Here is a 12,801-nt window from a genome sequence, read left to right on the forward strand (position 1 = left end):
CCCTGGCCCGCCGCGACCTCCCCCGCGTCGCAGCCGCGTTCCAGCGTCAGGGCGCCCATCTCGACGCGATGCAGGCACGCGTCATCGCCGAGCTGGCCGGCCGCACCGACCCGCCGGGCGGCCCGGCGACCGCCGTCACCGTCGCCGAGTCGCTGCACCTGGAGCTCGACGCCGCCACCGAGCTCGTCGCGCTCGCCGTCGAGCTCGTGAGCGGACTGCGGGCCACGCTCACCGCCCTGGACGAGGGTCGCATCACGCTGGCGAAGGCGCGGGTCATCGCCCAGCGCACCCGCCGGCTCGGCCAGGCCACGCGGCTGGCGGTCGAGGCGGTCGCGCTGGCCCGGGCGCCGCAGCTCACCGAGGCGCAGCTGCGCCGCTGGCTCGACGACGCGATGGACGGCGAGAACGGCAACGGCGGCAACGGCGAGCACCGCGCCTCGTCCTGAGGTCAGGAGGCGACCGCGCGGAGGGCCTCGGTGGTGACGGCGGTCAGCGCGAGGTCGGCGACGGCGGCCGGGTCGAACCAGCGGGCGCCGACGGTGGAGCCGCCGACGTCGGCGAGGACGACCTCGCCCGGCTCGTCGACGACGACGTCGTAGTAGGGGCGGACGCCGTGCCAGTCGATGGCGAAGCCTTCCGGGCCGACCTGCGCGGGCTCGCGGTGACTGGCGACGCCGAGCAGCCGGCGGACCCGGCCGACCTGACCGGTCTCCTCGTGCAGCTCGCGCAGCAGCGCCTGCGCCGGCTGCTCGCCGAAGTCGGTGCCGCCGCCGGGCAGGTGCCAGCAGCCGGCGTCGGGATAGCCGTCGGCGACCTGGGTCAGCAGGATCCGCCCGCGCGGGTCGCGGACCAGCCCGTACGCGGCGAACCGCTGCACGGTGTGCCGGCCGTCGGCCGCCTGCTGGATGTGGAAGCCGGGCAGCTCGGGCATCCGCTCCGGCGGCAGGTCCACCGTCGACAGCGGGAGCTTGAGGATCTGCGCGACGAACGGGCGCAGCTGCAGCGTCGCGGCCTCGTCCAGGCTGACCCAGCGGACGTCGTCGACCATCGGCGACAGCGGCTCCGGCTCGCCGCTGATCACCTCGGCCTCGAACAGGATGCGGTCGGTGTGCAGGGTGACCTCGCGGTGCGGCCGCGACCGGGTGTCGGCCAGCACGTCCATCGGCGCGACGGCGCGCAGCAGCAGCCCGGACTCCGCCGCGGCCTCCCGGACGACGGCGTCGCGCGGGTGCTCGCCGTGCAGCACGCTCCCGCCGGGCAGCGTCCACACGCCCGGTGTCCCCGACCGCACCGACTCGCGGATCAGCAGCACGCGCTTGGACGCGTCGAGGCAGACGGCGTACGCGGCGATGCGGCGCAGCGGTTTCAGCGCGGGGGTCACGAGACAGGAGTGTCGCCCGGCGAGCCGAGGCGATCAAGTGGCATCTCCGGGACCGAGACAACGAGTCATTTCTACTGCCAAACGGTGCGCGAGCAGGTATGATGCGCACTTCGGCCGGGACGCCGGAGCGCCCAACTCCGTATTTCGTCACAGAATCCGGCTGATCGTCACAGTTCGGCCGGTGACCTGGAGGATCATCCCCGGATTGACCACAGTGGTGGTCATAGGTCCCGTGGCCGCGACACTCGCGCAGCGGCCGGGGACGCGCCTCCCGACAGGGCTCGACGGGGACGGAGCGACGGGAGCGCGATGGTTGCCGGACCGGCGCCCGCAGGGCGGACCGGCCCGGCGACCATCGTGATGTCTACTCGGCCACCGGCACCGCCGTCACCAGCGCCGTCAGCTCCGCCTCGTCCATGACGTCGGCCGGCCGGACGGTGACGTCCTGACGCACGTGGTGGAACGCGGCGCCGACGTGGTCCAGCGGCAGGTCGTAGAGCCGGGCGAAGGCCAGCCGGTACGCCGCCAGCTGGACGGTGCGTGTGGCGGCCTCCTCGTCGGTCGCCGGCGGCCGCCCGGTCTTCCAGTCCACGACGTCGATGCCGCCGTCGTCGGTGCCGAACACGGCGTCGACCCGGCCGCGCAGCAGCACGCCGCCGACCAGCAGCTCGAACGGCGCCTCGACCTCGACCGGGGTGCGCCCGGCCCACGCGCTGGCCAGGAACGCCTCCTGCAGCGACGCCAGCTCGCGGTCCGGCGCGGCGCCGTCGTCGGCGTAGCCGGGCAGCTCGTCGACGTCGACCAGGCGCGGCGCGCCCCAGCGGGACTCCAGCCAGGCGTGGAACAGCGTGCCCCGGCGGGCCAGCGGCGCGGGCTGCCGCGGGACCGGGCGGCGCAGCGCCCGGGCCAGGCCCTCCGGGCTCTCCCGCAGCGCCACCAGCTGCGACACGGACAGGTGCTCGGGCAGCGCGACGTCGATGGGCCGCAGCGAGGAGTTCCGCTCCCGCTCGGCCAGCAGCCGCTCGACCTCGGCGTCCCACTCGGTGGCCGGCTGCGCGAGGTCGAACAGCACGCCGTCGACGGCGCCCTGCGTCGCCCGGACCAGCGCGGCGCCGTGCTCCAGCAGCGCACGCCGCTGCCCGAGCGGGTCGTATGGCCAGCGCAGCTCGCGGACCTGCTGGGTCAGTGGGTTGACGTCGTCGTCCTCCGGCGCATGCACCCACACGCCGATCTCGCCGGCGCCGTCCTCGCACGCGACCTTGATCTCGTGCAGGAACATCGACAGCTCGCGCGGCCGGGTGGCGTCGTCCCAGCAGTAGCCGGAGCAGACCAGCAGCCGCCGGGCCCGGGTGACGGCGACGTAGGCCAGCCGGCGCTCCTCCAGCCGGGCCGCGGCCGCGGCGTCGCCGTAGAACGCGTCGACGGCGTCGCGGACGCCGACCTGGTCGGCGGCCTCGGAGAGGTCCAGCGGCGGCAGCGACGAGGCATCACCGCGCAGCGCGTACGGCAGCTCGCCGGGGTCGCCGAGCCAGGCCCGCTGCCGTTCGCCGCCGGCCGGGAACACCTTGTCGACCAGCCCGGTGACGAAGACGGCGTCCCACTCCAGGCCCTTCGCGCCGTGCACCGTCAGCACCTGGACGCGGTCGCCGGAGACCTCCACCTCGCCCGGTGCCAGGCCGCGCTCGGCGGTCTCGGCGGCGTCGAGGTAGGCGAGGAACCCCGACAGCGTGCCGCCGCCGTGGTCGGTGTTCTCGAACTCCGCCGCGACGTCGAGGAAGCGGTCGAGGTTGGCCCGGCCGCCGGGGCCGCGCCGGGCGGCCAGCTCGACGTCGAGGCCGAGGGTGCGCTGCACGTCGTGCACCAGCTCCGTCAGCGACTGGCCGGTGCGGGTGCGCAGCTCGCGCAGCTCCGCCGACAGCGCCCGCAGCCGGCGGTCGCCGTCGGGTGAGAACCAGTCGCCGCCCTGCGGCAGCGCGTCGAGCGCGTCGACGATGCTCAGCTCGTCGACCTCGTCCAGCGTGATACCCTCGGCGGTCGCCTCGCGCATGGTCAGGGCCGGACGGCGCGCGCCGCCGGCGTCGTCGTCGGGCCGGCCCAGCCGCCGCGCCCAGCGGGCCAGGGCGTCGAGGTCGCGCGGCCCGATGCGCCAGCGCGAGCCGGTGAGCAGCCGCATCAGCGCGTCGCCGCGGGACGGGTCGTTCACCACCCGCAGCGTCGCCACCACGTCGCCGACCTCGGCCGTCGCCAGCAGCCCGCCGACGCCGACGACCTCGACCGGCAGGTCCACCGCACGCAGCGCCGACTCCAGCCGCGGGATCTGGCTACGGGTGCGGACCAGCACGGCCGCGGTCCGGCCGGGCTCGGAGGCGTCCCAGAACGCGCGCGCCCGCCGTGCGACGTCGGCGGCCTCGTCGTCGGCGGTGAGGTGCAGCGACGCGACGACGGTGGACGGCGGCAGGCCGGGGAACGCGGTCAGCTCCGGCACGTCCAGGCCCTGCTCCCGCAGCGGCTGCGACAGCCGGTTCGCGACCTGCAGGATCTCGGCGCCGTTGCGGAAGCTGGTGGTCAGCGAGTCGAGCCGGGCGAGCTCGCCGTCGCCCGACGCCCGGAACTCGCGGCGGAACGACGTCAGCGTGCCGGCGCTGGCGCCGCGCCAGCCGTAGATGGACTGGCACGGGTCACCGACCGCGGTGACCGGATGGCCACCACCGAACAGCGACCGCAGCAGCACCAGCTGGGCGTGGCTGGTGTCCTGGTACTCGTCGAGCAGCACGACGCCGTACGTCGCCCGCTCCGCCTCGCCGACCTCGGGGAACCTGGCCGCCAGGGTGGCGGCCAGCTCGGCCTGGTCGGCGAAGTCGAGCACCTCGTCGGCCTGCTTGCGGGCGCGGAACTCCGCGACGACGGGCAGCAGCGCCACCCGGGTGTCCTGCACGGCCAGGCCCTTGGCGACGTCGGCGTAGAGCAGGTCCTTGGTGCGCTGCCCCTTGGCCTTCGGCAGCGCCTCGATCCGCTCGCGCAGCCGCGCGGCGTACTCCTCGACCTGCTCGGGCGTGACGAGGTGCCCGGCCAGCTCGGCGTGCAGGTCGAGCACCTTCTGCACGACGGTGGACGGCGCGTAACCGACGGCCTCCATGTCGCCGTCGTAGGACGACACGACCCGCTGCGAGTACTGCCAGGCCACCGCCTCGGTGACGAGCCGGGCGCCGGGCTCGCGGCCCAGCCGCAGCGCGTGCTCGGCGACGATGCGCCCGGCGTAGGCGTCGTACGTCAGCACCGTCGGCTCGCCGTCGAGGACCTCGTGCGGCACCAGCCCGCGGGCGGCCAGCTGGGCCAGCCGGCGGCGGATCCGGGCGGCCAGCTCGCGCGCGGCCTTGCGGGTGAACGTCAGGCCCAGCACGTCCTCGGGCCGGACCAGGCCGTTCGCGACCAGCCAGACGACGCGGGCGGCCATGGTCTCGGTCTTGCCGGATCCGGCGCCGGCGACGACGACCCCCGGCGCGAGCGGCGCGGCGATGGCGTCCGCCTGCTGCGGGGTCGGGTCCGGCTGGCCGAGCCGGCGGGCGAGGTCGGCCGGCCAGATCGACGACGTCATCGTCACGGCGTCACCTGCTCGCCCTCGGGCCAGACCGGGCAGGACGGCCGGGCCGGGCAGTACCCGCACCAGCCGCCCTTCTCCGCGCGGAACGCCGGCTGCCGCATGCCGGCGGCGGTGCGCTCCATCAGTTCGTGCGCCCAGGTCGGCTCGCCGTCGTCGGGCAGCGCGCCCTGCAGCTGCTCCTTCGCCCGGCCCTTGGCGTCCTTGCCGAGCTGCACCAGGCTCGCTCCCCCGGCCCGCCGCTCGCCGCCGGCCGCGGCGTCGAACCCGCCCTCGACGATGGCCAGCTGGTACGCGGCCAGCTGCGCGTGCTCCTCGACCTCGGCGCCGGTGGGCGCGGACACACCGGTCTTGTAGTCGACGACCACCAGCCGGCCCTCGTCGTCGGCGTCGAGGCGGTCGACCCGGCCGACCAGCCGCGCGTCGCCCACCCGGACGTCGAAGTCGAGCTCGGCGCCGACCAGCGTGCGCGGGTTCTCGCGCAGCCAGCGGCCCAGCCGTTGCACCATGTCGCGGACCCGGCCGTACTCGCGCGCGGCCACCCAGCCCTCGCCGGCGTCGATGCCCGGCCAGGAGTTGTCCAGCTCGGTGAGCAGCTTGTCGTCGGACCAGCCCTCGGTGGCGGCCCGCTCGGCGAGGTCGTGCACGAGCGAGCCGACACCGGCCCGGCGCAGGTCGGAGTCGGTGGCGCCGCAGGCCTTGAGCAGCCAGCGCAGCTCGCACCGGTTGAACTCCTCGACCTTCGACGGCGACACCCGCACCGGCCGGTCCGGGTGACCGAGCGGCTCGGTGACCGAGACCGGGCGCAGGCCGTACCACTCGTCCGGGTCGGCCTGCGGCACGCCGGCGGCGGCCAGCCGGGCCAGCTGGTGGGCGGCGCCGCGCCGGCGCTCCTCCGGCTCGGCCGGGTCGCAGACGACGCCGCGCAACTCGGCGACGACGGCGGGCAGGTCCAGCCCGCGCCCCGGCGGCTGCACCAGCCGCTCGACGGCGCCGTCGGCGGGCAGCGGGTCGATGTCGTCGAGGAACCGGGACGGCTGGGACTCCTCGTTGGAGACGGCGGTGACGTAGAGCCGCTGCCGCGCCCGGGTGACGGCGACGTAGAACAGCCGGCGCTCCTCGGCCAGCCGGGCGCTGGCCCGGGTGACGGCGGAGTCGTCGCGGTGCGCGACGAGGTCGACCAGCGACTCGGTGCCCAGCAGGCTGCCGCGCTCGCGCACGTCCGGCCAGACGCCCTCCTGCACGCCGGCGACCACGACGACGTCCCACTCCAGGCCCTTGGCGGCGTGCGCGGTCAGAATCGTGACGGTCGCCGCCTGCGGCCCGCCCGGGCGGTAGGTGTCGGCGGGCAGCTGCTGGTCGCGCAGGTGCTCGGCGAACCCCTCGGGCCGGGCGCCGGGCATCCGGTCGACGAACCGGGCGGCGGCGTCGAACAGGGCGACGACGGCGTCGAGGTCGGCGTCGGCGGCCGGCGCGGCCCGTCCCCGCGACAGCGCGGCGCGGGTCCAGCGCGCCTCCAGCCCGGACCCGGTCCAGACCGCCCACAGGACGTCCTCGGCGGTGGCGCCGTCGGCCGCGGCGGCCTCGCGGGCGGCGGTGAGCAGGCCGGCGATCCGCGTGGCCGGGGCGACCGCGCGGTCGTCGAGGAAGCGCAGCTCGTCGGGGCTGGCCAGCGCCTCGACCAGCAGCTCGCCGGAGGCGCGTCCGCCGCCGGCGGTCAGCTCGTGGGCGCGCAGCTCCTGCCGCAGCCGGCGCACGGCGAGCGCGTCGGCGCCGCCCAGCGGTCCGGTGATGAGGTCCAGCGCGGTCTCGACGTCCAGCTCGCGCAGCCCGGTGGCCAGCTCCAGCACCGTCAGCAGCGCCCGCACCGGCGGCTGGTCGACCAGCGGCACGTCGTCGATGCGCACGCTCACCGGGACACCGGCGCCGGCCAGCGCGCGGCGCAGTACCGGGATGGCGGACGCGCTGCGCACCAGCACCGCCATCGAGTCCCACGGCACGTCGTCGAGCAGGTGCGCCGCCCGCAGCCGGCCGGCGACGAACGCGGCCTCCTGGCTGGCGCTGGCCAGCAAGTGCACGGTGGCCCGGTCGTCGCCGTGCGCGGCGCCGTCCGGGCGCAGCTCGCGGTGCCGGCTCAGCCCGCCGAGCCGGGCCGCGACCCGTCGCGACGCCGTCAGCAGCCGGGGCCCGCAACGGCGCGAGACCGTCAGCGCCAGCACCCGCCCGGGCGAGCCGTCGGCGGCCGGGAAGCGGTCGGCGAACCGGCGGATCGCCTCGGGCTCCGCGCCGCGGAAGCCGTAGATCGACTGGTCGGGGTCGCCGACGACGAGCAGCTCGCGGCCGCCCCCGGCCAGCAGCGCCAGCAGCTCCTCCTGCGCCGGGTCGCTGTCCTGGTACTCGTCGACGACGACGAATGCGCGCGCCTGCCGCTCCCGTGCCAGCAGGTCGGCGTCGTCGCGGAGCAGGCCGGCGGCGGCCCGCACCAGTTCGGCCTGGTCGTACGTCGGCGGATAGCGGAACGCGGTGACGGCGCCGTACTGCTCGGCGAACCGGGCGGCGGCCCGCCAGTCGTCGCGCCGGTGCTGAACGGACAGCTCGACAAGGTCATCAGCGCCCAGGCCGCGCTCAACCGCTCGCATCAGGAAGTCGCGCAACTCGGCGGCGAACCCGCGGGTCAGCAGCGCCGGGCGCAGGTGATCGGGCCAGTAGTCCGCGCCCAGCTGCTCGACGTCGCCGCGCAGCAGCTCGCGGATCAGCACGTCCTGTTCCGCGCCGCCGAGCAGCCGCGGCGACGGCTCGCCCTGCGCGATCGCCTCGCGCCTGAGCAGGCCGAACGCGTAGGAGTGGAACGTGCGGGCCAGCGGCTCGCGGATGGTGCGGCCGAGCCGGCGGGCGATGCGCTCGCGCAGCTCACCGGCGGCCCGCCGGCTGAACGTCAGCACCAGGATCTCGCCCGGGTCGAGGCCGTCGTGCTCGACCCGGTGCGCGACCGCTTCGACCAGCGTCGTCGTCTTGCCGGTGCCCGGCCCGGCCAGCAGCAGCAACGGCCCGCCACGGTGCTCGACGGCGGCCCGCTGCGCGTCGTCGAGACGCACCGGCGGGGCGTCGGGACGGACGGTGCGCACCAGCCGGACGGCTGCGGGTCGCCTCACGGAGAGCCGCTCCTTTCCTGTCGTCCGGGTGGTTCGGTCCCATCCCACCACGCGGTGCCGACAAGGTCGCGGTCCCGCGCCGATCGCTGGACCTTCGCAAATCGATTGGCTAGGGTGCGAGCGGATCACCCCGAGGGAGGAACCGCATGGACACTGGAACGCGCCGGGCCCTGATCGTGCGGGGCGGCTGGGACGGACACAGCCCGGTCGAGGCCACCGACCGGTTCGTTCCACACCTGAAGGAGCACGGCTTCGACGTCGACGTCCACGACGGGCCGGAGGTGTACGCCGACGCCGACCGGCTGGCCGCGACCGACCTCGTCGTCCAGTGCTTCACGCAGGGCGAGGCCACCGACGAGCAGGTGCTCGGGCTGTCCGCCGCCGTCGCCAACGGCACCGGCCTGGCCGGCTGGCACGGCGGCATCTGCGACTCCTACCGCGGCTCGCCCGACTATCTGCACCTCGTCGGCGGCCAGTGGGCCGCGCATCCCGGCGGGTTCGTCCGGTACGACGTCGAGGTGGTCCCGGAGCAGGCGCGACACGAGCTGGTCGCCGGCCTGAGCCCGCGCTGGTCGCTCGACACCGAGCAGTACTGGGTGCTCACGGACGGGCTGAACGAGGTCCTCGCCACGACCACCTTCCAGCCCGCCGAGGGGACGCCGTGGCGCGAGGCCGTGACCTGCCCCGCCGTCTGGACCCGGCGCTGGGGCAGGGGGAAGGTCTTCGTCAGCACCGTCGGGCACAAGCTCGACGACCTCGACCACCCTGACGTGCGCACGCTGACCGAGCGGGGCCTGCTGTGGGCCAGCCGCTGACGCGCATCCTCCTGGACACCGACCTGGCGATGGGCGCGCCGGGCGCGGACATCGACGACGGCCTGGCGCTGGCGCTCGCGCTCGCCGACCCCGGCCTGCGGGTCGAGCTGGTCACGACCGTGAGCGGCAACAGCGACGTCGCGACCTCGACCCGGCTGACCCGGGAGCTGCTCGAGCTGCTCGGCCACGCCGACGTCCCGGTGGTCGAGGGCGCGCCGGCCGGCGGCGACGCCGCGGCGGAGATCGCCCGACGGCTGCTGGCCGAGCCCGGCGAGCTGACGGTCGTCGCCATCGGGCCGCTGACCAACGTCGCCCGGGCGGTGGCGTCGGACCCGCGGGTCGCCGCGGCCGCCCGCGAGATCGTCGTCATGGGCGGCGTCTTCCTCGAGCAGACCAACGTCGCCGCGATGCCGGGCGAGTACAACTTCTGGTGCGACCCCGACGCCGCGCAGGCGGTGCTCACCAGCGGCGCGGCCCTCCGGCTGGTCGGCCTCGACGTCACGCGGAAGGTCCGGCTGTCCCGTGCGGACACCAAGGCCCTGGCCGCCGGCGGGGAGTTCGGCCGGTTCGCCGCCACCCACATCGAGGGCTGGATCGACGCCCAGAACCGCACCAAGCCGCGTGACCAGCTCGAACAGGACAGCTGCGCGCTGCACGACCCGCTCGCCGTGGCCGTCGTGACCCGTCCGGACCTCGTCACCTGGCAGGACGCGCACGTCGCCGTCGAGACGGCCGGACGGGTGACCCGCGGCGTGGCGATCGCGGACCTGCTGATGTGGGAGAACCCACCGGCGCCGAACTGCCGGATCGCCACCGCCGTCGACGTCGAGGCGTTCACCGCGCTCTTCACCGAGCGCATGGCGGCGCTGCCGTAACCGCGGGACGGCCATTGACCGGCGGGTGCGCAGGGCCTAGTTTGCGACTACCAAACCGATTTGCAGTATCGCGACGACCGATAGGACAGAAGTGAGCACCCTGCGCGTCGGAGTCATCGGCCTGGGCGAGGTCGCCCAGCTCATCCACCTGCCCATCATCGAGTCGCTGCCCGGCCAGTTCGAGCTGACCGCGATCTGCGACATCTCCCCCGGCCTGCTCAAGAGCGTGGGCGACCGATACGGCGTCGAGGACCGCTACGGCGACTTCACCGACCTGATCGCCAACGGCGCGCTGGACTGCGTCTTCGTGCTCAACAGCGACGAGTACCACGCCGAGTGCGTCGTCGCCGCGCTGGACGCGGGGCTGCACGTGCTGGTCGAGAAGCCCATGTGCCTCAGCCCGCGGGAGGCGCGGGAGATCATCGCCGCCCGGGACCGGTCCGGCAAGACCGTCATGGTCGCCTACATGCGCCGGTTCGCGCCGGCCTTCACCGAGGCGGTCGCCCGGCTGCCCACGCTGGGCCCGATCCGCTACGTCCGGGTGCACGACGTGATCGGCGAGAACCGGCTGATCATCGACCAGACCGCGTACGTCGAGCGGCCCGGCGACGTGCCGCCGGACCTGATCGAGGAGAAGTGGGCCCGCCGGGCCGCGCTGGTCCGCGAGGCCATCGGCGACGTGCCCGAGGAGATCGGCTGGACCTACGGCCTGCTCTGCGGCCTGGGCAGCCACGACCTGTCGGCCATGCGGGAGCTGATCGGCCGGCCGCGCGAGGTGGCGGCGGCGAGGATGTGGCGCAACGGCTCCTACGTCGTCGCGCTGCTCGACTACGGCGACTTCGTCGTCACCTACGAGACCGGCGTCGACGACCAGCTGCGCTTCGACGCCCACATCGAGGTGTACGGCGCGAGCGGCTCGATGAAGGTGCAGTACGACACGCCCTACGTCCGGCACTTCCCCACCGTCCTGGAGATCGAGCGCACGTCCGGCGACTCCTACGAGCGCTCGGTCGTGCGGCCGCACCTCAAGGACCCCTACACGCACGAGCTGGAGTACTTCCACGAGGTCGTCACGACCGGCGGCACGCCGAAGACCACGCCCGAGGACTACGTGGAGGACATGGAGCTGTTCATCGACATCATCCGCGCCCTCGACCGGGCCTGACCGCTGTGCCGAAGATAGGTCGAGTCGACCCGAGGAAAGGCGTCGTGACCGCGGTGACCTCGCGCCTAGCGTCGTAGTCATCGAGAAGGACACCCCGACCAGACCAGAAAGGCCGCTGCGATGACCGAGACCCTGACCCCCGCCGACGTCGCGTTCTTCCGCGAGAACGGCTACCTGCTGCCCGGCCGCCAGCTGCTGTCCGAGGAGCGCCTGACCCGGCTGGAGCAGATCTTCAACGAGCACCTCGCCGACAAGGGCGACAAGCTCTCCGACGAGCTGGACACGCCGCACTACCGCGATGACCGGCTGCTGGACTTCTTGCTCTCCGACGAGGTGCTGGACTGGATCGAGCCGCTGGTCGGCCCCGACATCGCGCTGTGGTCCAGCCACTTCATCTCCAAGGACCCGTTCACCGGCCGCGCGACGCCCTGGCACGAGGACAGCGCGTTCTGGAAGGGCCGGTTCGACGACTACGACAACATCGTCACGATCTGGCTGGCGCTGGAGGACGGCTCGTTCAAGGAGAACGGCTGCATGCGGGTGATCCCGGGCTCGCACCTGAACGGCGGCTTCTCCGAGAACTACGAGCCGACGGACATGACCGAGCAGACCTTCCACGCGGGCCTCGCCGGCGTCGACGAGGACCGCGCGGTCTACTTCGAGCTCGGCCGGGGCGAGTTCTCCATGCACGACGGACGCATCGTGCACGGCGCCCGGGCCAACACCAGCGCGATCCGCCGCACCGGCTACACGATGCGCTACTTCCCGTCCTCGGTGAAGATGCAGGACGTGCCGCAGAACGAGGGCTGGAAGATCTGGCTGGCCCGCGGCCGGGACCTCGCCGGCAACGACTACGCCAACGTGCCCGCCCGCGCATGAGGCTGGGCCTGCTCACCGCCTGCCTGCCCGGCGAGTCGCTCGCCGACGTCGCCGGGTGGGCCGGTGCGCACGGCTACGGCGCGCTGGAGGTCGCGGCCTGGCCCGACCGGCCCGGCCGCGACTGGGAGGCCAGCCACCTCGACGTCGAGTCCTTCGACGCGGCCGAGGCGGCCCGGGTGCGCGGCCTGCTCGCCGAGCACGGCCTGGAGCTGTCCGCCGTCGCCTATTACGAGAACAACCTGCACGAGGACCCGGCCGTCCGCGAGGCGACGCACGAGCACCTGCGCCGTTGCATCGACGCCGCTCAGCTGCTGGGCGCCGGCCTGGTCGGCACGTTCGTGGGCCGCGACCTGTCCCGGACCGTCGCCGAGAACCTCCGGCTGGCCGAGAAGGTGCTGCCGCCGCTGGTAGACTACGCGGCCGCCCGCGACGTCCGGCTGGTCGTCGAGAACTGCCCGATGGAGGGCTGGCACCCGGACGGGTACCCGGCCAACCTCGCCTACTCGCCGGAGCTGTGGGGCTGGCTGGCCGAGCTCGGCCTGTGGCTCAACTACGACCCGTCGCACCTGGTGTGGCTCGGCATCGACCCGGTCGCGGCGCTCGCGGCACACGCCGACCGCGTCCTGCACGTCCAGGCCAAGGACGTCGAGGTGGACGCCGCCGCCCGCGACCGCTACGGCGTCTTCGGCCGGGTCATCGGCCGGGAGCCGTGGAGCAGCGGGTGGTGGCGCTACCGGATCCCCGGCCTCGGCGGGCTGGACTGGCGCCGCCTGATCGACGTCCTGCGCCGGACCGGCTACGACGGCGTGGTCTCCGTCGAGCACGAGGACCCGGTCTGGAGCGGCACGCCCGGCAAGGTCCGCCAGGGCCTGGCCGTCGCCGAGCGCACCCTCGGCCCCCTCCTCGCGCCCTGACCCCGTCACCGTCCCGACCCGA

Annotated in this window: 9 protein-coding genes; 6 read left to right on the plus strand and 3 right to left on the minus strand. The window is 74.6% G+C overall.

What is annotated here, in order from left to right:
• Nucleotides 1-446, plus strand: a 446-nt coding sequence (locus C1I92_RS16310) for a DUF222 domain-containing protein (RefSeq protein ID WP_158564158.1), incomplete at its 5' end; no start/stop codon positions are given.
• Between the two features lie 2 nt (nt 447-448).
• On the opposite strand, the gene C1I92_RS16315 is transcribed toward C1I92_RS16310, so the two are convergent.
• The 3 genes from C1I92_RS16315 to C1I92_RS16325 all read right to left on the minus strand — a co-directional run bounded on the left by C1I92_RS16315 (nt 449) and on the right by C1I92_RS16325 (nt 8,131).
• Nucleotides 449-1,381, minus strand: a complete 933-nt coding sequence (locus tag C1I92_RS16315) for an NUDIX hydrolase (RefSeq protein WP_111255709.1) — start codon at nt 1,379-1,381, stop codon at nt 449-451.
• Nucleotides 1,382-1,745: 364 nt separating this feature from the next.
• Nucleotides 1,746-4,976, minus strand: coding sequence for an ATP-dependent helicase (locus tag C1I92_RS16320; RefSeq protein ID WP_111255755.1), 3,231 nt, complete (start codon nt 4,974-4,976; stop codon nt 1,746-1,748).
• Nucleotides 4,977-4,978: 2 nt separating this feature from the next.
• Entirely contained in the window at nt 4,979-8,131 is a 3,153-nt protein-coding gene (locus tag C1I92_RS16325) for an ATP-dependent helicase (protein ID WP_111255710.1), read from the minus strand.
• Nucleotides 8,132-8,277: 146 nt separating this feature from the next.
• Between C1I92_RS16325 and C1I92_RS16330 the strand changes: the two genes are divergently transcribed.
• From C1I92_RS16330 to C1I92_RS16350, 5 genes are all read left to right on the plus strand, one after another.
• Nucleotides 8,278-8,946 (plus strand): ThuA domain-containing protein, encoded by a 669-nt coding sequence (locus C1I92_RS16330; RefSeq protein ID WP_111255711.1) that lies wholly within the window; start codon nt 8,278-8,280, stop codon nt 8,944-8,946.
• A complete protein-coding gene (locus C1I92_RS16335; protein ID WP_111255712.1) occupies nt 8,931-9,821 on the plus strand; it encodes a nucleoside hydrolase in 891 nt (296 codons plus the stop codon). The genes C1I92_RS16330 and C1I92_RS16335 overlap by 16 nt, the downstream gene beginning before the upstream one ends.
• Nucleotides 9,822-9,912: 91 nt before the next feature.
• Nucleotides 9,913-10,986 carry a Gfo/Idh/MocA family protein gene (locus C1I92_RS16340; RefSeq protein ID WP_111255713.1) on the plus strand — a complete coding sequence of 358 codons (1,074 nt, stop codon included), beginning with the start codon at nt 9,913-9,915 and terminating at the stop codon, nt 10,984-10,986.
• A 120-nt stretch (nt 10,987-11,106) separates the two neighbouring features.
• On the plus strand, nt 11,107-11,865 hold the full coding sequence (locus C1I92_RS16345; protein ID WP_111255714.1) for a phytanoyl-CoA dioxygenase family protein: 759 nt from the start codon (nt 11,107-11,109) through the stop codon (nt 11,863-11,865).
• Complete coding sequence (locus C1I92_RS16350; RefSeq protein WP_111255715.1) at nt 11,862-12,779, plus strand: sugar phosphate isomerase/epimerase family protein; 918 nt, start codon at nt 11,862-11,864, stop codon at nt 12,777-12,779. The genes C1I92_RS16345 and C1I92_RS16350 overlap by 4 nt, the downstream gene beginning before the upstream one ends.
• The last annotated feature ends 22 nt before the right edge of the window (nt 12,780-12,801 follow it).

Source organism: Jiangella anatolica, from assembly GCF_003236295.1.
In the GTDB taxonomy this organism is placed as follows: domain Bacteria; phylum Actinomycetota; class Actinomycetes; order Jiangellales; family Jiangellaceae; genus Jiangella; species Jiangella anatolica.

Excerpts from the sequence above, each read along its gene's own strand:
- C1I92_RS16320 (WP_111255755.1), bottom strand. The coding sequence starts at position 4,976 with ATGACGTCGTCGATCTGGCCGGCCGACCTCGCCCGCCGGCTCGGCCAG.
- C1I92_RS16330 (WP_111255711.1), top strand. The coding sequence starts at position 8,278 with ATGGACACTGGAACGCGCCGGGCCCTGATCGTGCGGGGCGGCTGGGAC.
- C1I92_RS16345 (WP_111255714.1), top strand. The coding sequence starts at position 11,107 with ATGACCGAGACCCTGACCCCCGCCGACGTCGCGTTCTTCCGCGAGAAC.
- C1I92_RS16350 (WP_111255715.1), top strand. The coding sequence starts at position 11,862 with ATGAGGCTGGGCCTGCTCACCGCCTGCCTGCCCGGCGAGTCGCTCGCC.